Source organism: Cellvibrio fibrivorans (genome assembly GCF_031457055.1).
GTDB lineage: Bacteria > Pseudomonadota > Gammaproteobacteria > Pseudomonadales > Cellvibrionaceae > Cellvibrio > Cellvibrio fibrivorans.
Genome location: NZ_JAVDVX010000001.1, coordinates 625,114 through 645,678, shown reverse-complemented (window position 1 = coordinate 645,678; position 20,565 = coordinate 625,114). Strand labels below are relative to the sequence as shown.

Here is a 20,565-nt window from a genome sequence, read left to right as displayed (position 1 = left end):
CCTGCTCCACTTCACATTGCAGTGCATGCCATCGTAAGAAGCGTATTCTTCATCGGTTGGGTATCGAATCATTTGGGTTGCCTCAATAAATCAATAAGGTCTTTTTCTAGAAGAGTGTGCTGATGAACAGATATACCAGTAATGAGCATGTGGTGAAAACTGCAATGATTTTGACCCAGTCATGGCTTTGCTTAGATGGGGTGGGTGAGGGTTGGGGGGGGCTGGCTAATAAAATGTATTCCTGCTTTAGTCGGGTATACTCAGTTTCCATTTCCTTAAATCGACGTTTGCCCGTCATTATTGAATTTAATGCAGAGCCAAAAGCAGTCGGTGTGGGGTAGAACGAGTCAGCGTACTGATCTGTTAACGTTCTGGAGTGGCTGTGTCCTAACGCCGTATAAAATGGAATATCGTAATGCAGCAAAAAAGTAATTACCTCAGGATCGTTCCATATCTCCATCGTATTGTCGTCACCGCCTCGGACAATAATGAAGGCGCGAAAATTGTGTGGGGCAGCAGCTCTGATATCCTCTAACAAATTATCAGTGCGTCCGACGCGAATGATGGCTTGACTGATACTTTTCGCGGTGGCTTTATCCAGTTGACTTAGTGCGTCGTTAATTCCCGTTTCTGTCCCTAGCAATAGTAGGCCGCTGAGAGTGCCATCATTAACCACGTTATCAAGGCTAATGAACCGCTTCTTTTTCGGTATTAAATGGTTCTTTGTGATACTCCGCTCAGCTGCCTCCCATGAGCCCACAATGTTACCGTGGATACAGCATTCCAAACCGACAAAAAAAGTGCTCGGTTTGAGATATAAAATTCCCTCAACCAAAATCAATTCGTTTTCATAAACATCTTGGGTGCTATCACATTTGACCGAAACACTAAACTCTTGATCTTTTAGTGTTAGATAAGTGGCGGTTTTGTACCTGCTAACTTTTGTGACAATTCCTTTCACTCTCACCAAGCCTTCTATGCGGGTGAATATTTTTTGTTGGCTATAAATGCCTGCTTTCAGCAGCAGGGCTTCGAGCGAGTAGCATGATGGTCCGGTTGAGGTGTCGATTGATTGCGTAATTTCCATTTGTTCAGATTCCAAGCCTTGGGATTGTGTGTTGCAGTATGTAAGAACCATCGGAGTAGTACTAAGTTGATTCTTATTCTAGTGCAAGAGGTTCGTTGAACTGTGTATCGACAATTTTTTCCAGCGCATGCTGTGCTCATTATTCGGGGTTAACGACATACAGCAATATAACTCGCTGATGATTATTGCAATGAAAATGGTATTGTCACTCACATATCTTTTGCTGGGTCGCACGGGGTCAAGAATTGTAATATTTTTCTTCTAACCGGGGGCGCATTTCTACTGGCGGTTTAGCTAGTAGTCTCTTCTGCATTTGGGAAAACGATCCCAAATTTTTGAAGCGCTTTTTTTGCGGTGGTTTCGTGAGCGACTCTCTCTTGTTTTCCCATCCGATGATTAAATGCCTCTGCTTTTCCTGGGCATCTAGTAAGCAACTTTTTCACTACACCCTTTGTCTTTCTAATCTCCGCTGTAAATGTATCGAGCCACGATTGAAAACCATCATTGTCTTTTAACGTGAACATAAAACCTTGATAATTCTCTTCTCCTTCTGTTGAGATATCTTTAATTGTTTTAAGTCTCGGTTTTCGCGTGATTTCGAACAAATAAACCACAGACTGTACTGTGGTGATCCGAGCGGCTAGCACGCCTCTAAGATCTGGATATGAGGTATACACCCAAGATCGCATAGCGGTGGTAATTTCCTTGGAGTCATCGATATCGTCAAATGGTGTTAAAGAAACCAACTTTGGTTCTTCTTCTGAACTAAAACCCTCGCTTCCTGTGTACGATTCGACTCCTTTAATTACCTCAGGGTATTCGTCGCGAAGATATAAAAGTGCGTTCCACATGTCTCGTAACGTTCCTTTCGACTCCATGATGGCTTCCGCCTTGATAGAGGCTCGTCCAGTTCCCTTACCTGTTCCTCCAGGCTCACCACTGGAAAACTTTTTCGAATCTTCATCCTCACTTACGGCTCCTGGGGTAGTTGAAGCCTCTTCGGTCTTGCGATGGATTACGCGCCTTCTCTTTCCAAGAATTTTCATCTTTGGATCTTTAATGTCTACAGTTCCACTTGCATGATCTGGCGCTTGGAAACCTGTCACATCAAACGGTATGGGCGGATGGGATATTATTTTTCTCGGAACCCCATCCCAGCTTGTCGGGCTTCCGGGTGGAGCAGATCTTTCGGCTTTGCCGTTGTTGGTGCGATCTCCTTCGATAGTGAGTCCACCAGGTTCGCTGCAGCCAGTGATCCGAAGTCCTAAAAATGACTTGGTATCGTTAAACCAAATTCCTTCGACCTCTAATTCCGCATCACCTTCAAACCATGGTGCTGCCTCTAGAAATGCTGGGCGTGCAATGGGCTTGCCATTTGGATCTTTCAACACTCGATTGAATTGTGTCGCCAGATCCGCATGAATTTTTTTCACACGCTTAAGTGTGTATTGATCATATTTTATGTGGGCCAACAACGTTATATCATCGTTACATAAACGTTCTCTAAGTCTGACTTGCCACAAATTGGGCACTTCAGGACGGTTGATGGGGGCAAACAATCTTTCTTTCGCACCCTTCGGTACATCCCAAAAATATGTCGTCAGAATTCTTTTGATCTCTTGGGAGTAGCCATAACACCTTGAAAAAAACTCTAAACAAGGCACGACGAGTTTGCCGCCAGTGCTTATTGGAAACTCGATCAGTTTGCTTTGGTCTCTTAAGTCATAGAATAGAGGATGCGTGTCTAGATCGTAGGGCAGCTCAATGTTGAGCGCGCTTGCTCCTGAAAATGAAGAAAATTTCCATGACCCCGCCGTAAAGTTGACCTTGAAAGTTTGCGATTCATAACTTAGCTGGGATTTGCACGTACTACCTTCCCATATGCTTCCCAGCCTTAATTGGCCAAGGGAAGTAATAGGAACTTGTCGTAGGATTTGGCTATCACTCAAGCCTTCCGATGTAAGCTCTCGGAAGGATACAACAACGTTAGGTTGAGATTGATCTCTCGAGTTTTTGTAAATTCCGCCGTACCACCACGCTACCCAAGGCTTGTCATTTTTATAAAGGTTGTCTTTAAGAGAAATTTGGCTTGCAAGGAGCTCATATGGCCTGCGAAGGGGTATGGGCATTTGTAATCACATCCAGTGGAAAGCTGATGTAATTATTAATGGCGTCAATTTATAAAGTCAAAGCTCAGTCGCAATTATTTCAAAAATGTCGCAGCTATTTTAAAAAGTCACAGCCACCGCCGACCAATGCAATCGCCGAGGCGGTATGGTGCGGAGCGCGGAAGGGGCGCCTACGTCCATGGTAATCCTGTGACTGGGCGGCGACTGAATAGATTGCTGCAACATCCAGCATTTCTCTTTCGCTCAAGCCGGGCAAAATTCCCGGCAAGCGGCTGGCGAGCATGGTTTTACCGGTACCTGGCGGGCCGTAAAACAGCAGGTTGTGACCGCCGCTGGCAGCTATCTCCAGCGCGCGTTTAGCCTGTGATTGGCCTTTTACATCGAGGATGTCGAGCGGATCATCGCTGAATTCGCCGCCATCTTGCTCCGCCATTGCTCGCTGTAGGGATTCACGCTGGTGCAAATGTGCGCAGACCTGCAAGAGATTTTCTGCACCAAATACGCGCGTAATACTGCTAAAGGCTGCCTCTTTGGCATTGGCGCTGCTAATAATCAAGTCACGCGCGGCATCGCCGCAGGCGAGAGCGGCGGGAAGTGCCGCACTAATAGGGCGCAATTCGCCTGAAAGTGCCAGTTCGCCTAGAAATTCGTAGCTATCCAATCGCTCTAACGGAATTTGCCCCGAGGCGGCGAGTATGCCGAGTGCGATGGGTAAGTCATAGCGGCCACCCTCTTTGGGTAAATCGGCTGGCGCCAAATTAACGGTGATACGTTGGGCCGGAAACTCCAGATGGCTATTGATCAGTGCGCTGCGCACCCGGTCTTTGCTTTCTTTTACGGCTGTTTCGGGTAGCCCAACGATGGAGAGGCTGGGCAAGCCGTTTGAAATGTGGACTTCGACAGTGACTTGGGGGGCGTTTATGCCGAGTTTGGCGCGCGAGTTTACGATGGCGAGTGACATTGACAATCCTTGTAGTTGTTTTTGAACAGTTTTTTCGCTGCGCCGCGAACCTTGCAGCGAAATGTCGAGCGACTATAAATCAATCCTGTGGCAGAAAACAATTGGCCGCCTGGTCTTAATTTACTGCTCCAGACGCGCTAATTCCTGCTCCAGCGCTTCCAGTTTTTGTCGGGTGCGCTGCAGTACCGCAGTTTGCGCATCAAATTCTTCACGCGTCACCAGATCCAGGCGTGCCAGTGCTGCTTGCAGGGCAATGTGCAGTTCGCGTTTGGGCAGGAATTGCTCAGCATGGGGAGCTTGGGTGTGTAATTCATCCAGCAGTCGTTGGGCCAGGTCTTTAATCATGTCATCCTCATCCTCGGCGGGGCCGCCGCTAATACGCGGAGGAAGTGTACCTTTTCCCTTGGAGTCCCGCACCTGCCACTCAAATCCTGATATTCCTGAAATCCCTCAATATGTTGTTTGAGGTGCCTATGTTCACTATTGGTGCTTGTTGTTTGCTGTGTTGGTCAAAATTGGTGCAGAGCTTGTATGCGAACTTGGATATTTTCTCAAATTGACTCAGGGATAAACTCTATCTATATGATTTTTATCGAATTTATGAAATTGGCCTGCTCTGTGCAAAATCGTCCCCGAGTACGTAATGCTAGTCAGGGTCGATACGAGAACCCTCTCTGCGCTGGCGAAGAAGTCGGTTTTTGCTGTAGCGACTTCTACTTAGGCAGTATTTCCGGTGTTTCCCGCGCCTCTCGGTGCGGGGATTTTTTTCAGGAGTGCAAACGATGAAATTGGTAACAGCGATCATCAAGCCGTTCAAGCTGGATGTGGTGCGTGAAGCCCTCTCCGATATAGGCGTGCACGGCATGACCGTGACCGAAGTAAAAGGCTTTGGCCGTCAGAAAGGCCACTCTGAACTCTACCGTGGGGCAGAGTACGTGGTGGATTTTTTGCCGAAAACCAAGGTTGAGATTGCCGTTTCAGATGCCGAAACCGACACAGTGGTGGAAGCGATCACCAAGGCTGCAAATAGCAGCAAGATTGGCGACGGCAAAATCTTTGTTTCCGATTTGGAGCAAGTAGTACGTATACGCACTGGCGAAACCGGTAACGATGCTCTTTAGATCAATAACAAGCGGGCAAGTGTTACAGCTTGCTAGCATCAGATAATCACCTCAGGAGAAATTCCGTGAATAAACTACTCAGTATGGGCGCCAAGCTCACACCGCTGGCGCTATTGGCCGCGTCACTACTTGCTCCAGGCAGTGCGTTTGCCCAGGAGGCCGCCGAAGCTGCCGCTCCGGTTGCCGCCAGTTTCGATAAGGGCGATATCGCCTGGATGTTAACCGCCACACTATTGGTGATCTTCATGGTTCTGCCCGGCCTTGCGCTGTTTTACGGCGGTATGGTTCGCGCTAAGAATATTTTGTCACTCTCTATGCAGGTGTTCGTCACCTTCTGTTTGATCGCGGTGCTCTGGTCTATTTATGGTTACTCGCTGGCGTTCACTTCCGGTAGCGCCTTCTTCGGCGGTTTTGATCGCCTGTTCCTGAAAGACATGCTCGATGCAGCCGGTAACCTGCTGCCTGCAGCGACCTTCAGCAAGGGCGTTTATGTGCCCGAATATCTGTATGCCGCCTTCCAGATGACCTTCGCTGCTTTGACTCCCTGCTTGATTGTGGGTGCCTTTGCCGAGCGTATGAAGTTCTCTGCGGTACTGATCTTTGCAGTGCTCTGGTTCACCTTCGCTTACTTGCCTATCGCACACATGGTGTGGTTCTGGGCGGGTCCGGATGCCTACACCACTGCTGAAGCTGCTGCTGCTGCGACTGCTGGTGCAGGTTATATCTTCCAAATGGGTGCGCTGGATTTCGCCGGCGGCACTGTAGTGCACATCAACGCCGGTATCGCTGGTCTGGTGGGCTGCTTGTTGATCGGCAAGCGTAAAGGTTTTGGCAACTCTTCATTGGCGCCACACAATGTTCCTTTCACTATGGTGGGTGCGGCGATTCTGTGGGTGGGCTGGTTCGGGTTCAACGTAGGTTCTAATCTTGAAGCTAACGCCTTCGCTGCACAAGTATTTATCAACACCTTCCTGGCGACTGCCGCTGCAGTACTGGCGTGGACCTTTGGTGAGTGGCTGGTACGCGGTAAGCCTACTATGTTGGGTGCTGCTTCTGGTGCTATCGCTGGTTTGGTTGCTATCACTCCAGCCTGTGGTTGGGTTGGTCCAATGGGTGCATTGGCGATAGGTGTTGCCGGTGGTTTGATCTGTATGCTGGCGGTTATCAAGTTGAAAGCCATGCTGGGTTATGACGATTCACTCGACGTATTCGGTGTGCACTGCGTAGGCGGTATTGTGGGTGCAATCCTGACCGGTGTATTCAACAGTCCTGATCTGGGTGGTACCGGTGTATATGACTACGTGGCAGGAACTTGGGGCTTCACCAGCATTGGTGCGCAAACCTGGATTCAAATCAAAGCTGTACTGGTCACCATCGTGTGGTCTGCTGTTGTCTCCTTCATTGCTTTCAAATTGATTGATGTTCTGATCGGCCTGCGTGTTACCGAAGAAGTGGAAACCGAAGGTCTCGATACTGCTGAACATGGTGAGCGTGGCTACCACATGTAATTGACTGGCAGCCCCTGCTCTGGCCGGGGCTGTTTGCAAATGAGCTGAATAGCAGCGACGGGGAAAATCGAATGGAAGAGAATATTTATCACCTGCAGTACGCCATGGATACCTTCTATTTTTTGATCTGTGGTGCCTTGGTCATGTGGATGGCGGCGGGCTTTGCCATGCTGGAATCCGGGTTGGTGCGTGCTAAAAACACCACCGAAATTTTGACTAAAAACGTAGTGCTCTACGCGACCTCTACGATTATGTATCTCGCGTGTGGTTACGCGATTATGTATGGTGGCAATTTTTTCCTGAGCGGGATTGGCGAAGTTGATGTTGGTGAGACCTTAAAAAGTTTTGCCGAGCGTGAAGAGGGTTTCACCGGTGGGTCCATTTACTCAGGTGCATCGGATTTCTTCTTTCAGGTGGTGTTTGCGGCAACCTGTATGTCAATCGTCTCGGGTGCTGTTGCCGAACGTATGAAACTCTGGGCGTTCTTGCTGTTCTCGTTGGTTATGGTGGGCTTTATCTATCCAATGGAAGGTTCTTGGACTTGGGGTGCAGAAGGTGTTTTTGGTTTGAATCTCGATGACCAATTCGGCTTTAAAGATTTTGCTGGTTCGGGCATTGTCCATTTTGCCGGTGCATCTGCGGCATTGGCCGGTGTGCTGTTGCTCGGTGCACGTAAGGGTAAATATGGCCCCAACGGTGAGATCAATGCCATTACCGGTGCAAATCTGCCGCTGGCGACCTTGGGAACTCTGATCCTGTGGTTCGGCTGGTTTGGTTTCAACGGCGGTTCAGTGCTCAAGCTGGGCGATATTGCCAACGCCAACTCGGTTGCTATGGTGTTCCTTAATACTAACGCAGCTGCAGCCGGTGGCTTAATTGGTGCGCTTATCGTTGCACGTATCCTGTTTGGTAAAGCCGATTTGACCATGATCCTCAACGGCGCTCTGGCGGGCCTTGTTGCGATCACTGCCAGCCCAGACACCCCGAGTGCATTTGGCTCAGTGGCGATTGGTGTGGTTGCCGGTGTCATCGTCGTCTTCTCTATTCTTGGCTTGGATAAATTGCGCATTGATGATCCGGTCGGTGCGATTTCAGTACATGGTGCGGCAGGTTTATTTGGCCTGTTGGTCGTTCCCTTCACGGCCGAAGGTACCAGCTTCCTCGGGCAATTGACGGGTGCAGCGGTGATTTTTGGTTGGGTATTTGGTGTCAGCCTGCTGGTTTGGTTTGTCATCAAACTGGTGATGGGTATCCGTGTATCAGAAGAAGAGGAATTCGAAGGCGTAGATCTGGTTGAGTGTGGTATGGAAGCTTATCCTGAGTTCACCAACAAGTAATTGCTCCACATAACCGAGCTGCAACCTGAGTGATTAAGCAGGTTGCAGCTGCAAAAAACCTTATCACTTACTAAAGTTGTTGTTGATGTGCGAAGCTTGGGTGTATCTTTACCGCAAGTTTCCGGATCCAGGTTCATCGCAAGATGATATGGGTTTTCCGGCACCAGCATTCACAAGACTCCAGCAAAGGAATTAATAATGAAACTGATTACCGCTGTTGTAAAACCGTTCAAACTCGACGACGTGCGCACTGCATTGTCAGACGTAGGCGTTCAAGGCATGACCGTAACTGAAGTAAAAGGCTTCGGTCGCCAAAAAGGTCACACCGAACTTTATCGCGGTGCTGAATATGTTGTAGATTTTCTGCCGAAAGTAAAAATTGAATTGGCTGTTGACGATTCAATGGTTGAGCAGGCAGTTGAAGCTATTACTAAAGCGGCGCAAACCGGGAAAATTGGTGATGGTAAAATTTTTATTGCCCCGCTCGATGAAATTATCCGCATCCGCACCGGCGAAACCGGTTCTGATGCTGTTTAATTGAGCTTCGCAACACAGCGTTTTATATTGCTGTGACCCATAAAAACGCCACATTGCAGTGGCGTTTTTTTATGGCAAAAGTTTGTGCAAGCTGCGGCGCAATTGGTTAATAAAGCGGCGCTGTTGGATAAAAAAATACACCGGAAATGCAATCAGCATTAATACAATTGCACTGGTCTGCTGCGACATCCCTAATGCTGGTCGCAGCACCAGCACAAATAAAAAACACAGGCCAGCCATAAGCAATGCACTTAGCAGGTTGCTGCGCCAAAGTTTCATTTTGTGTTCAGCTGCAAATGCGTTTTGATAGGCTTGGGTGAGCAGCGCTTGTTGTTCTGCTGGTGTTTTTGTGGCCAGCTCTGGAAAGTGTTTTGCGAGTCGTTTGAAATTCATAAGGATCGATAAATAATCTGGTAATGCATATTGGATGTGCAAAGATCCGGCAGTGGATGAAACTTTGCTGTAACTTTTTTTCACGCTTGTGGCAAGCGCTAGACTTGCCTATGGTTAATAACTAAAATCCGCCGCAAAGGCTGTCGGTAAGATAAAAAAAGCCTAAAAATTCATCACCAATGATCATGACGTTTAAAAGAGTCTGCGCTATAAATTAGCCGGAGCCTTCGGCGAAATAAGCTAGGCTTTGGTTGGGATGAAAATACTAAGAACTCACATTGTACAAGTTTTCAGGTGACATTATGACTGATGAAGACCCCATTAACGACGAAGAATTAGAAGACACTGGCGTAGAGGGGGAAGAAGACGCCGATGAGGTGGATGAGGCGCTCGATAGTGATGAAGTGAGCTATGCCAGTCCTGCCGCCAAGGTGGTTGAGTCTGAAGCACTGGAAGATTTCAGTATTGCCTCGCGCCAAAAAGCGCGCGACGAGCTGGAAGCGCAAATTGCCGCTTTCCTCGCACGTGGAGGAAAGATCAATGAGGTGCCGGCCAATGTCACCGCTGATCCACCAAAAAAGCCGACTCCTGACTACGGTGGTCGCCCTATCTAATCGCTTATTTCCGCTATCGGCCCCGCACTGGGGCCGATTTGTTTTGTGCGGTTTGCTTGCCTGAATATTTTTTGCTTTAAATCCATAGACTTAGCGAGTTTATACAGGCTGTTTTTTGCGCCGCTGAATGCTGGATTTTTAGCTGCCCATTTGAGTAGAATGGCCTCTCTTTTGCGTAGGTTCGCATCCTAATATTTTTCTGTTTTGCTAACCTGAACCGTCCCGAGCGCGCCTGCACGTGACTACTGATCCCTTGCTAAATAACCAGAGGAGCTCTGTCGAGGTGAATGAACCGCGCGCCCTGCTAAATCTCAATCATCTGTCCAAGACGTATGGCAGTAACCGAGTTCTCGATAATTTTGATCTCACTATCTTTGACGGTGAGTTTTTCACCTTGTTAGGCCCCTCTGGCTGCGGTAAAACCACTGTGCTCAGAATGATCGCCGGATTGGAAGATACCGATACGGGTAGCATCCAATTGGATGGCCAGGACATTGGCCAAGTGCCTGCCGAAAAACGGCCGATCAATACGGTTTTCCAAAGTTACGCCCTGTTTCCACATATGACTGTGTTCGATAACGTCGCCTTCGGTTTGCGCATGAGCGGCGTGGCGAAAGAGGAAATTGCACCGCGCGTTGCTGAAGCACTGGAAATGGTGCGTCTGGGGGATTTCGCCCAGCGCAAACCGGCGCAGCTCTCCGGTGGCCAACAGCAGCGTGTGGCGATTGCGCGTGCGGTAGTTAATCGTCCCAAATTATTATTGCTTGATGAGTCCCTCTCCGCGCTTGATTACAAATTGCGCCAGCAGATGCAAATCGAACTCAAGCGCCTGCAGCGCAAACTCGGCATCACCTTTGTGTACGTGACTCACGATCAGGAAGAGGCGCTGTCCATGTCAGATCGCGTAGTGGTGATGAACAAGGGCAAGGTTCAGCAACTGGGTACGCCGCGTGAAATTTACGAACAGCCCGCCAATTTATTTGTCGCTAAGTTTATTGGTGAGATCAATCAACTGGATGGCGAAATAGTCGCCGTTGATGGCAATCACGAATACGAAGTTAAAGTAGAAGGTCTGCAATGGCGTTTGCATGCAGAACACAATTTCAAAGCGGGTGATAAGGTCAATGTATTGCTGCGTCCGGAAGATGTACGTGTGGAATATATCGATGATCCGCATCCCGATCAGTATCTTGTTGGCACTGTGGTCGAGCGCAATTACAAAGGCAAAACCCTCGATTCATTGATTCGTTTGCCTTCCGGTATTGAAGTGATCGCCAGTGAATTCTTCGATGAGGATGACCCCTCGTTCGATTACAGCCTGAACCAGAAAGTGGCAATCAAGTGGGTGCCGGGTTGGGAAGTGGTGTTGCCCCATGAAGTCTAGTGTCGGCCAATTCCGCTTCTGGGCAATTGGACTCGCCAGTGTCTGGTTGACACTGTTTGTCTTTTTCCCCAACTTGCTGGTGATCCTCACCAGTTTCCTGACGCGTGATCCTCAGGCCACTGTCAGCTTGCCCATCAATGCTGACAGCTACGTGCGCACTCTCGATCTGCTGTACTTGCAGGTATTGTGGGATTCACTGCGTATGTCACTGCTGGCGATGGTGTTTTGTCTGGTGGTTGGCTATCCGTTTGCAATGGCGATTGTGAGTCTGCCCAAGCGCTGGCAACCGGTGATTTTGTTTCTGGTGATTTTGCCGTTTTGGACCAACTCGCTGGTGCGCACCTATGCGATCCAATTTATTTTGGGCAACCAGGGTATTATCAACAAAGCGCTGCTTGGCTTGGGCTTGATCGATAAACCCTTGCAGCTGCTCTACACCCAATTCGCGGTGATCCTGGGTCTTTGTTATATCTTGCTGCCGTTTATGGTGTTGCCCTTGTACTCGGCACTGGAAAAACTCGATGTGCGTTTGCACCACGCCGCCAAAGATCTTGGCGCTGGCCCCTTGAGCCGCTTCTGGCATATCACTGTGCCGCTTACCTCCCCCGGTATAGTCGCGGGTTGTTTGATGGTGTTACTACCGGCGATGGGTATGTTCTATATTTCCGACCTGCTCGGTGGTGCCAAAAACCTGCTGCTCGGCAACGTGATCAAAACCCAATTCCTGCACACGCGCGACTGGCCGTTTGGCTCGGCGTTTAGTGTGATCCTGATTGTGCTGCTGGGCTTTATGCTCTGGCTCTATTTCCGCGCTGCCCGTTTTGTCAGCAAGCAAGGAGGACTCAATGGCTCCGATTTTTAGATGGGGTTTTATGGGGTTGATCCTCACGTTGATCTACATCCCCATTTTGGTGCTGGTGGTGAACTCCTTTAATGCATCCAAATACGGTATCAAGTGGGGCGGCTTTACCTTCAAGTGGTATGAAAAGTTCTGGAACAATGACGGTTTGATGACGGCCGCGCTCAATTCGCTCACGGTTTCCATTGTCGCTGCCAGTGTCGCGACTGTAATTGGCACGCTTGCTGCTGTGGCTTTGCATCGCTATCAGTTCAAGGGTAAAGCATTACTGTCATCCATGGTGTTTGTGAGTATGCTGACTCCGGAAATTGTGATGGCCATTTCGTTGTTGATTGTGTTTATGGCGCTGGGCATCAAACTGGGATTCATCTCATTGGTTATCGGCCATATCACTTTCTGTTTACCTTTTGTGATAGTTGCGGTCTACTCGCGCTTAAAAGGGTTTGATATGAAAATGCTGGAGGCCGCACGGGATTTAGGTGCGTCCGAGAGTAGTATTTTCTGGAAAATTATCCTGCCGCTGGCCTTGCCCGCTATTGCGTCAGGATGGTTGTTGAGTTTTACCCTGTCATTGGATGACGTTATTGTAAGTGCGTTTGTCACTGGCCCTGGATATGAAATCCTGCCGCTCAAGGTTTATTCCATGGTGCGTGTTGGTGTTTCGCCAGAGGTAAATGCAATTTCGACGATTTTGTTGGTCGTCTCTTTGGTACTGGTTGTTATTTCCCAACTTCTCTTACGTGAGGATAAATAAGATGAAAAAATGGTTGGCCTTGGCCGCAGCCTTATTAATCAGTGGATGTTCCGACAAATCCGAAACCCAAGCACCTGCTGAAACTACCGCAGCAACACCTGCAGCGACTGAAGCGCCCGCACCGGCTACCGGCCCTCAAAAAGTAGTGATTTACAACTGGACCGAGTACATTCCCGCTGCGGTATTGGAGCAATTCACCAAAGAAACCGGCATCGAAGTAGAGTACGCCACCTACGAAAGTAACGAGGCGATGTACGCCAAAATCAAATTGATGGAAGGTAAGGGTTACGACATCGCCGTACCATCGACTTTCTACGTTGAAAAAATGCGCAAAGAAGGTTTGATCCAGCCGATTAAAAAAGACTTGTTGGCGAATTACGGCAACCTTGACGCCAACATGATGAACAAGCCTTACGATCCTAATAATGATTTCAGCGTTCCTTACCTGTGGGGCGCGACTTCAATTGCGATCAACAATAAAGATGTGGATGCCAGCAAAATCACCAAGTGGGCCGATTTGTGGAAGCCTGAATATGCTGACAAGTTGATGATCATGGATGACGTCCGTGACAACTTCTATGTGGGTCTGCGTGTTGCTGGTTTCCAAAACAACAGCACCAGCGAAGATGAAATCAAAGCGGCTTATGAGAAGTTAAAAGCCCTCTGGCCAAGCATCAAGGTGATCAACTCTGACTCGCCCAAAACTCCGTTGATCCAGGGCAACGTCAGCATTGGCGCTATCTGGAACGGCGAAGCTTACATGGCGCAACAAGAGATGGAAGACCTGCAGTACATTTACCCGGAAGAGGGCGCAGTACTTTGGGTTGACAGCTTTGTGATTCCGAAAGGCGCTGCCAACGTGGAAAACGCGCACAAGTTCATCGACTTCATGCTGCGTGCTGAAAGCGCCAAAGCCGCGATCGAAGAATTGGGTTATGCCGCACCTAACACTGCTGGTATTGCTTTGCTGGATGAAGCTCTGCGTAACAACAAAACCGTATTCCCTGCTGCCGAAGATATTGCCAAGGGCAGTTTCCACCAGGATCTGGGTGATACCGTTCTGGTTTATGAAAAATACTGGGAATTGCTGAAAGCGGGTCAATAGGCCCCTGCATAAATCGAACGTGTAATTCGCGTAAAACGCCAGCCCACAAAGCTGGCGTTTTTTGTTACTGATCCCACCTCCGCAAAATCCGCCAATCCCTATCGCAAGTCAGAGTGTTATCATGGCCGCTATTATTCGAATAGTGTGATTTCTACCATGACCTACTCCGCCACGCGCCCGCTGCGTATCGCTACCCGTAAAAGTTTGCTTGCCCTCTGGCAGGCAGAATATGTCAAAGCCGAATTGGAAAAGCATCATCCTGGATTGTTGGTCGAGCTGGTTCCGCTCACCAGCCGCGGCGACAAAATCCTCGATGTTCCCCTCGCCAAAGTTGGCGGCAAAGGGTTGTTCGTCAAAGAGCTGGAGCAGGCGCTACTGGCCGATGAAGCGGATATCGCAGTGCATTCGATGAAAGATGTGCCCATGGATTTTCCGGCGGGCTTGGGGCTTTCCGTCATCTGCCCGCGCGAAGATGCGCGCGATGCATTTGTCTCCAACCGTTTTAATTCACTCGATGAGTTGCCGCAGGGCGCGGTGGTGGGTACATCCAGTCTGCGTCGCCAATGCCAGCTGCTCGCAAGCCGCCCGGATCTACACATCAAGTTTTTGCGTGGCAACGTACAGACACGGCTGCAGAAATTAGATGATGGTGAGTACGATGCAATTATCCTCGCCGCTGCAGGCTTAATTCGCCTGGAATTGAAAGCGCGTATCCGGGACTACATCACCCCCGAGCAAAGTTTACCGGCGGGCGGGCAGGGCGCAGTGGGGATCGAATGCCGCGTTGATGACATTGCAACAATCGAATTGCTCAAGCCTTTGCATCATCAAACGACGGCTGAGCAAGTGCTCGCCGAGCGAGCGATGAATCGCCATTTACAGGGCGGCTGCCAGGTGCCTATCGCCTGCTATGCTATTCATCGCGATGATAATTTATGGTTGCGCGGATTGGTGGGTTCACCTGACGGCAGCCAAATGTTATTCGATGAAATTTCCGGCCCCGTGGCGGATGCCGAAAAAATCGGTGTTGAATTGGCTGAGCGTTTGCTCGTGGCGGGCGCCGATAAAATTCTCGCCGAGGTTTACGCAGACGCGGAATAAACCATGGCCGATTCACCGCAGAACTATTGTGTTGTTATCTCCCGGCCAGAAGCGCAGGCGGCAGTCTGGCATGAGCAGCTACAGGCGTTGGGCTTTAACTGCGCACGTTTAAATTTATTGGAAATTGCGCCGGTTGTTGACGACGATAAAATTCGCGCGATTAAAAATAAAATTCTGGATTTTGATCTCTACCAGAAAGTGATTTTTGTCAGCCAAAATGCGGTTGAGTACGGCATGGATTGGCTGGAAGATTACTGGCCGCAATTGCCGATGGGGATCGATTATTTTGCTGTAGGTGCAACCACTGCAAAAAAATTGGCCAGCTACGGCGTTGCAGTGCAGGATCTGGCGGCGAGTGCCAGCGGTGGTATGACTAGCGAAGATTTATTAAGTGCAGAACATCTGCAAGATGTTGATGGCGAAAAAATCTTGATTTTTCGCGGCTGCGGCGGGCGCGGCCATCTCGCTGAAGAATTGCGCAAGCGCGGCGCCTGGGTCGATTATTGTGAATTGTATGAGCGCGGACTGCCTGCAGCTGCAGAGGAGCACTTGCAGCAGCTAATTGTGTCGAGTGAATCATCCGGTGCACAGGTGATACTGAGTTTGCACAGCGGTGAAAGCTTGCAAAATCTTTCTTCTGTGCTGGCACAGTTGCCGTCGGCACAACAGGAACAAACGCGCGGATGGATGCTCAGCAAGCTCTTGTTGGTGCCCAGCCAACGAATTGTTGCAGCGGCGCAGGCGGCGGGATTCCAGCGGATTATCTGCGCCGAAAATGCAACCGATAATGCCATGACGGCAGCCTTGTTAAATTATTGTCGCACGCAAGAGTGCATTTTATTACAGGATTAACACAGTGACTGATTCCGATACGATTGTTCAACAGCCAACTCACGGTGCGCCTGCACCACTAAAAAACCACACGGGCAGTTTTGCATTGTTATGGTTATTTGTAGTGCTGATTGTGGCAGCGATTTGTTTTGGTGGACTTTTTGTATTGCAGCAGTCCAAAAGCCAGCAGCAAATTATCGACAGCCTGCGCACGCAAGTTGAACAGCAAGCGCAAGCGATAGAAACCCGTCAGCAACTGTTGGAAGATAATCTCGATAAAGAGTTTGTCGAGCAGCAAGCATCAATCCAAACCAACTTGAATGATTTGGCTGAACAAGTGGACAGCAACAACGCGCGTCTGCTATCGCTGTCGAGCGTCAACCGCGATGAGTGGAAGTTACAAGAAGCACAATATTTATTGCGCCTTGCCGATCAGCGTATCCTGTTGGAAAAAGATAGCCAAAACGCACTCGCACTGGCGCTATCAGCGGACGATGTGTTGCGCGATATAGATCAGGCCGATTTGGTTGGAGTACGTAAATTATTGGCTGAAGAAATTGCCGTTTTAAAACTTGCGGGCGTGATCGACCGTGAAGGTATTTATTTGCGCTTATCGGCGCTGTCCAATCAAATCGATGCAATCCCTTTCATTGAGCCTTTAGGTGTACAAGAAGAAGTATTGGAAGAAGATGTTATTCCGGCAGACGAAACCTTTAAACAAAAACTCACGCGCAACTTTTATGCGCTGATGCATAAGTTGGGTTCCTACGTGCGTGTGCGCGATCACGGCAAAACCATCAATGCCGTATTGCCGCCCTCCGAACAAAAATACCTGCAACAAAATTTACGCTTGATGCTGGAACAGGCACAGGTTGCGCTGCTGCGCAATGAAGAGGGTATCTATCAGGAGAGTCTGGTCAAAGCGCAGAATTGGATTAACCAGTATTACAGCTTGAACGAAAAAGCGGCGGCAGTGTTGGAAGAGTTGCAATCGTTGCAGCAGGAAGAAATTTCGCCTGACTTAAGCAACTTTAGTAATTCCTCATCGGCCTTGGCTGACTATATTACCAAGCGCGAAAAAATGGCTGCTGCACGGCGCGGGGTGCGCCAATGAGACGTCGCCTGTTAAAAGCTATTTTCTTTTTATTGCTCGCCTGTGGTTTGGTGTTTTTGCTTTGGCGCGGCGACGGCTATTTATTGATTGCTTACGGCACTAAAACCATTGAAATGACCCTGTGGGTTGCTGCTCTGGCGGCGGCACTGATATATGCAGCTCTGTGGTTTGTGCGTAAATTAATGCTCGGCAGTGCGGAGATGGTGCGTCGCTTCCGCGAAATATTTTTATTTGGCAGTGTTGAACGTGCGCAAAAACGTGCAGCCACCGGTATGGTGGATTACCTGACCGGCGATTGGCTGGAGGCGCGCAAAAAATTGGTGCGCACGCTCGACAAAGTGGAATATCCCCTCGCCAATTATATTGCCGCTGCGCGCAGCAGTTTTGAAATGGGCGACGAAGCCGAGGCCGATAATATTCTCGATAAAGCCCTTACGCTGGCGCACAGTGAATTGCCGGTAGCCCTGACCCGTGCGCGTTTGCATGTGCAGTCTGGTCGCTATGAAAAAGCCATTGAAATCCTGAAGCCGATTGATATCAAAATGCCGCGTCAGGCTGCCGTGCTGGATTTAATGCACCATATTTATATTGCCCAGAAAAATTGGCGCGCACTGGAAGATATGTTCCCGGTCATGCGCAAAGCCAAAGTTTTGTCCAATGTAGAATTTGAAGCGCTGGAAGTATTGCTGGCTTGTGAAAAAATGAAAGCACAGAGCGAGCAGAGCAAATCCCTGCTGATCGCCGAGCGCTTACCCGCATTGCAGAGCCTGTGGAAATCATTCCCGCGCAGTGTACAAAAGTTGCCAGCGGTTATTACCGCTTACGCACAGGCACTGACGGAAAATTATCAAGATCAGGAAGCGGAAGTGATTGTACGCAAGGCGCTATCCAATAATTGGTATGAACCTTTGGTTAGTTTATATGGCCGTTTGCAAGTGAAAGAAATTCACGGCCAAATCCGCACAGTTGAAGGCTGGTTGAAAAGCAAACCGCAAGATCCAGCGCTACTGCTTAGCATGGGGCGTTTGATGTTGCGCAACCAGCAATGGGAATTGGCGCGTGAGTATTTTCAGCGCAGTTTGAATCAACAGCAAAGTCTGGAGACAATGGTGGAATTGGCGCGCTTGATGGAAAAATTGGGCGATCACAAAAAAAGCGCCGATTATTATCAGCAAGGTTTGCTTCTCGCTGGCCACAACAAATAACCACTGCTTGCGCAAAGGATTCCCGTGCACAGTTTTTTTCGACGGATCTTATCGCTGCGCAACCTACATCTGGTTTCTGGGTTGCGCAGTAAATGTAGTGTTGGCTCTTACAAAATATTCTGCACATTTTTTTTCATCATCTGTGTAGTGTTGTTAGCATTGCAGTTTTTCCCCTTACCCTCTTCGTTAACAAAAACCCCTTACGCTAATCTCTTGCTCGCACGCGATGGCAGTCTTTTAGGTGCAGGAATAGCCGCTGATCAGCAATGGCGTTTTGCACCGGTGGAATCACTGCCGGATAAATATAAAAAATCACTACTGTTATTTGAAGATCAACATTTCTATCGCCACCCCGGTATAAATCCCCTCGCCATTGCGCGCGCACTGCAAGGTAACCTGCAGGCCGGAAAAGTGACGAGTGGTGGCAGTACCATCAGCATGCAGTTGGCGCGTTTGCTGCGGCAGGCAGAGTACCAACAGCAAGATAAAAAATTGCCTGCGCGGAGCATCACCAGCAAACTGTTGGAGGCGGGCAGGGCGTTCCAACTGGAATGGCGTTTTAGTAAAGAAGAATTATTAATTCACTACGCAAGCCATGCGCCTTTTGGCGGCAACATCGTTGGCTTGCGCGCGGCGGCATGGCGTTATTTCGGGCGCGCTCCGGAGCATCTATCCTGGGCTGAATCGGCTTTGCTTGCGGTGTTACCCAATAGTCCTGCATTGATTCATCCGGGGCGCCAACGCGATTTACTCAAACAGAAGCGCGATCGTTTATTACAGCGGTTACATGCTAAACATTATTTTTCCGATCTGGATTTGCAGCTCGCGTTGATTGAACCTCTACCTGAGCGGCCACAATCGCTACCGCAACTCGCGCCCCATCTGTTGGCGACCTTAAAAAAACAACATAGTGCCCAGCACGTATTTCACAGCAGTATCGATCCGTTTATCCAACGCATTGCGACGCAAGTGGCCGAGCGCCATAGTCTGCGTTTAGCTAATGAAGGTGTGAATAACATTTCACTGCTGTTGATTGATCACGAGCGTATGGATGCGCTGGCTTATGTCGGCAACCAAGCCTGGCAAAAACAACAACGCTACGCGCCGGATCTGGATTTGGTGCAGCGTCCGCGCTCTACTGGCAGCATTCTAAAACCGCTCCTCTATGGTTTGATGCTGCAAGAAGGTGAGCTTGCACCCACCAGTTTAATTCCCGATATCCCCACGCAATTCGGCGGTTACAGCCCCAAAAATTATGACCGCAGTTTTCGCGGTGCAGTGCCCGCACAATTTGCATTGGCGCACTCATTAAATATTCCCTCAGTGCGTATGTTGCGCGATTACGGCATTGGAAAGTTTCAGGAAAAATTGCAGGCGATGGGCATGACTACCTTATTTCGCCCAGCTGATGATTACGGCCTCACATTAATTTTGGGTGGAGCGGAAGGAACCTTGTGGGATCTCACCGGTATTTATGCGCGGCTCGCCGCCAGCGCACGCGATGGCAACATCAACCAACCTATTCCGACGCTGTTGCTACAGAATAAAAAAGCGCTCGAAAATAAAATCGTGCTGCAAGAAAAAACACCATCGATTAAACCAGTAATCCAACAAGGTGCTGCCTGGTTAACCTTGCAAGCTTTGATCGATGTCGCACGCCCCGGCAATGATAATTACTGGCGCGATTTTTCCGGCAGTCAAACCATCGCCTGGAAAACCGGCACCAGTTATGGCCTGCGCGACGCCTGGGCGATTGGCAGTAATGGTCGCTACACGCTCGGGGTATGGGTGGGTAATGCTGGTGGTGAGCCAGCCAGTTTTATCAGCGGACAAAGCAGCGCCGCACCAATTTTATTCGATGTGTTTGATGCACTGCCGAGCATTAATTGGTTTTCCAAGCCTGCACACGCGCTCAAAACCATTTCCGTGTGTAAAGATGATGGTTATCTCACCGGTGGACAATGTGATGCCGTGGATATGGAAATTCCCAACACCAGCCATTTTGCCAAGGTCACCCAAAACCATCGCCACATCCATCTCGATATTGATGAACAATTTCGCGTACACAGTCGCTGTGAAACTGTAAACAATATGCGCGCGCACGATTGGTTTGTCTTGCCCCCCACGCAAGAATTTTACTGGCGGCAACATCACAGTGAATACAAAGCCCTGCCGCCCTGGCGCAGTGATTGTTTGAATGATTTATTGCAAATCGATGAAGACCAGCCGATTGAATTGGTTTACCCAAATGAAGAGAGCCGCATCTATATTCCAATGGATTTGGATGGCAAACGCAGCCGCGTAGTATTAAAAGCGGTACACCGAAATCCCGCTGCACAATTGTATTGGCATCTGGACGATGAATTCCTGGGCGAAACCAAAATCTTCCACGAGCGCGAAGCAGCGCTCGAACCGGGCGTGCATAAATTATTGGTGGTCGATAAACAAGGCTATCGCCTGGAGCGCCGCTTTCGCGTCATTGGCAAAGAATAAGGATCCAAAACCGTGATGATTTCGTATCAGCT

18 protein-coding genes and 1 pseudogene are annotated in these 20,565 nt (G+C 49.2%); 14 read left to right on the top strand and 5 right to left on the bottom strand.

The annotated features are described in order from the left end of the window. Positions 1–106: 106 nt before the first annotated feature. From J2X05_RS02730 to J2X05_RS02715, 4 genes and pseudogenes are all read right to left on the bottom strand, one after another. Positions 107–1,087, bottom strand: coding sequence for an exodeoxyribonuclease VII large subunit (locus J2X05_RS02730; protein WP_310068325.1), 981 nt, complete (start codon positions 1,085–1,087; stop codon positions 107–109). Between the two features lie 290 nt (positions 1,088–1,377). Then, positions 1,378–3,216, bottom strand: a complete 1,839-nt coding sequence (locus tag J2X05_RS02725) for a hypothetical protein (RefSeq protein ID WP_310068321.1) — start codon at positions 3,214–3,216, stop codon at positions 1,378–1,380. Between the two features lie 112 nt (positions 3,217–3,328). Continuing rightward, positions 3,329–4,177: pseudogene (locus J2X05_RS02720) on the bottom strand (YifB family Mg chelatase-like AAA ATPase); the annotation flags it as partial. A 120-nt stretch (positions 4,178–4,297) separates the two neighbouring features. Then, a complete protein-coding gene (locus J2X05_RS02715) occupies positions 4,298–4,522 on the bottom strand; it encodes an accessory factor UbiK family protein (RefSeq protein WP_310068317.1) in 225 nt (74 codons plus the stop codon). A gap of 437 nt (positions 4,523–4,959) precedes the next feature. Here J2X05_RS02715 and J2X05_RS02710 point away from each other — a divergent pair, with 437 nt between their 5' ends. The 4 genes from J2X05_RS02710 (at position 4,960) to J2X05_RS02695 (ending at position 8,680) form a co-directional block, all read left to right on the top strand. Beyond that, complete coding sequence (locus J2X05_RS02710) at positions 4,960–5,298, top strand: P-II family nitrogen regulator (protein ID WP_310068315.1); 339 nt, start codon at positions 4,960–4,962, stop codon at positions 5,296–5,298. 65 nt (positions 5,299–5,363) lie between these two features. Beyond that, positions 5,364–6,806, top strand: a complete 1,443-nt coding sequence (locus J2X05_RS02705; RefSeq protein WP_310068312.1) for an ammonium transporter — start codon at positions 5,364–5,366, stop codon at positions 6,804–6,806. A gap of 71 nt (positions 6,807–6,877) precedes the next feature. Then, a complete protein-coding gene (gene amtB, locus J2X05_RS02700) occupies positions 6,878–8,143 on the top strand; it encodes an ammonium transporter AmtB (protein WP_310068309.1) in 1,266 nt (421 codons plus the stop codon). Positions 8,144–8,341: 198 nt separating this feature from the next. Then, the gene (locus J2X05_RS02695; protein WP_007639554.1) at positions 8,342–8,680 is read left to right on the top strand and encodes a P-II family nitrogen regulator; all 339 of its coding nucleotides are present in this window, start codon (positions 8,342–8,344) and stop codon (positions 8,678–8,680) included. 69 nt (positions 8,681–8,749) lie between these two features. Here the strand turns inward: J2X05_RS02695 and J2X05_RS02690 are convergent, their stop codons facing one another. Next, the gene (locus J2X05_RS02690) at positions 8,750–9,073 is read right to left on the bottom strand and encodes a hypothetical protein (protein ID WP_310068298.1); all 324 of its coding nucleotides are present in this window, start codon (positions 9,071–9,073) and stop codon (positions 8,750–8,752) included. Positions 9,074–9,375: 302 nt separating this feature from the next. On the opposite strand from J2X05_RS02690, the gene J2X05_RS02685 reads away from it, so the two are divergent. The 10 genes from J2X05_RS02685 to pbpC all read left to right on the top strand — a co-directional run bounded on the left by J2X05_RS02685 (position 9,376) and on the right by pbpC (position 20,533). Next, positions 9,376–9,687, top strand: coding sequence for a hypothetical protein (locus tag J2X05_RS02685; protein ID WP_310068295.1), 312 nt, complete (start codon positions 9,376–9,378; stop codon positions 9,685–9,687). 283 nt (positions 9,688–9,970) lie between these two features. Then, positions 9,971–11,071, top strand: a complete 1,101-nt coding sequence (gene potA, locus J2X05_RS02680; protein ID WP_310068292.1) for a spermidine/putrescine ABC transporter ATP-binding protein PotA — start codon at positions 9,971–9,973, stop codon at positions 11,069–11,071. Beyond that, entirely contained in the window at positions 11,061–11,933 is an 873-nt protein-coding gene (gene potB / locus J2X05_RS02675) for a spermidine/putrescine ABC transporter permease PotB (RefSeq protein WP_310068290.1), read from the top strand. The genes potA and potB overlap by 11 nt, the downstream gene beginning before the upstream one ends. Beyond that, positions 11,917–12,684, top strand: coding sequence for a spermidine/putrescine ABC transporter permease PotC (gene potC, locus J2X05_RS02670; protein WP_310068287.1), 768 nt, complete (start codon positions 11,917–11,919; stop codon positions 12,682–12,684). The genes potB and potC overlap by 17 nt, the downstream gene beginning before the upstream one ends. A 1-nt stretch (position 12,685) precedes the next feature. Continuing rightward, positions 12,686–13,789 carry an extracellular solute-binding protein gene (locus J2X05_RS02665; RefSeq protein ID WP_310068284.1) on the top strand — a complete coding sequence of 368 codons (1,104 nt, stop codon included), beginning with the start codon at positions 12,686–12,688 and terminating at the stop codon, positions 13,787–13,789. A gap of 156 nt (positions 13,790–13,945) precedes the next feature. Further along, positions 13,946–14,890: a hydroxymethylbilane synthase gene (gene hemC / locus J2X05_RS02660; protein WP_310068281.1), complete on the top strand. Its 945-nt coding sequence runs from the start codon at positions 13,946–13,948 to the stop codon at positions 14,888–14,890. A 3-nt stretch (positions 14,891–14,893) separates the two neighbouring features. Beyond that, positions 14,894–15,742: a uroporphyrinogen-III synthase gene (locus J2X05_RS02655; RefSeq protein ID WP_310068277.1), complete on the top strand. Its 849-nt coding sequence runs from the start codon at positions 14,894–14,896 to the stop codon at positions 15,740–15,742. Positions 15,743–15,746: 4 nt separating this feature from the next. Further along, on the top strand, positions 15,747–16,835 hold the full coding sequence (locus J2X05_RS02650; RefSeq protein ID WP_310068274.1) for a uroporphyrinogen-III C-methyltransferase: 1,089 nt from the start codon (positions 15,747–15,749) through the stop codon (positions 16,833–16,835). Continuing rightward, a complete protein-coding gene (locus J2X05_RS02645; RefSeq protein ID WP_310068272.1) occupies positions 16,832–18,040 on the top strand; it encodes a heme biosynthesis HemY N-terminal domain-containing protein in 1,209 nt (402 codons plus the stop codon). Before J2X05_RS02650 ends, J2X05_RS02645 begins: the two co-directional genes overlap by 4 nt. 159 nt (positions 18,041–18,199) lie before the next feature. Continuing rightward, positions 18,200–20,533 carry a penicillin-binding protein 1C gene (gene pbpC / locus J2X05_RS02640; protein ID WP_310068269.1) on the top strand — a complete coding sequence of 778 codons (2,334 nt, stop codon included), beginning with the start codon at positions 18,200–18,202 and terminating at the stop codon, positions 20,531–20,533. Positions 20,534–20,565: the final 32 nt, after the last annotated feature.

Bases quoted from the DNA above. Each gene is read 5' to 3' on its own strand.
- J2X05_RS02730 (WP_310068325.1), bottom strand. From the start codon at position 1,087: ATGGAAATTACGCAATCAATCGACACCTCAACCGGACCATCATGCTAC.
- J2X05_RS02725 (WP_310068321.1), bottom strand. From the start codon at position 3,216: ATGCCCATACCCCTTCGCAGGCCATATGAGCTCCTTGCAAGCCAAATT.
- J2X05_RS02715 (WP_310068317.1), bottom strand. From the start codon at position 4,522: ATGATTAAAGACCTGGCCCAACGACTGCTGGATGAATTACACACCCAA.
- J2X05_RS02710 (WP_310068315.1), top strand. From the start codon at position 4,960: ATGAAATTGGTAACAGCGATCATCAAGCCGTTCAAGCTGGATGTGGTG.
- amtB (WP_310068309.1), top strand. From the start codon at position 6,878: ATGGAAGAGAATATTTATCACCTGCAGTACGCCATGGATACCTTCTAT.
- J2X05_RS02695 (WP_007639554.1), top strand. From the start codon at position 8,342: ATGAAACTGATTACCGCTGTTGTAAAACCGTTCAAACTCGACGACGTG.
- J2X05_RS02690 (WP_310068298.1), bottom strand. From the start codon at position 9,073: ATGAATTTCAAACGACTCGCAAAACACTTTCCAGAGCTGGCCACAAAA.
- J2X05_RS02685 (WP_310068295.1), top strand. From the start codon at position 9,376: ATGACTGATGAAGACCCCATTAACGACGAAGAATTAGAAGACACTGGC.
- potB (WP_310068290.1), top strand. From the start codon at position 11,061: ATGAAGTCTAGTGTCGGCCAATTCCGCTTCTGGGCAATTGGACTCGCC.
- potC (WP_310068287.1), top strand. From the start codon at position 11,917: ATGGCTCCGATTTTTAGATGGGGTTTTATGGGGTTGATCCTCACGTTG.
- J2X05_RS02665 (WP_310068284.1), top strand. From the start codon at position 12,686: ATGAAAAAATGGTTGGCCTTGGCCGCAGCCTTATTAATCAGTGGATGT.
- hemC (WP_310068281.1), top strand. From the start codon at position 13,946: ATGACCTACTCCGCCACGCGCCCGCTGCGTATCGCTACCCGTAAAAGT.
- J2X05_RS02655 (WP_310068277.1), top strand. From the start codon at position 14,894: ATGGCCGATTCACCGCAGAACTATTGTGTTGTTATCTCCCGGCCAGAA.
- J2X05_RS02645 (WP_310068272.1), top strand. From the start codon at position 16,832: ATGAGACGTCGCCTGTTAAAAGCTATTTTCTTTTTATTGCTCGCCTGT.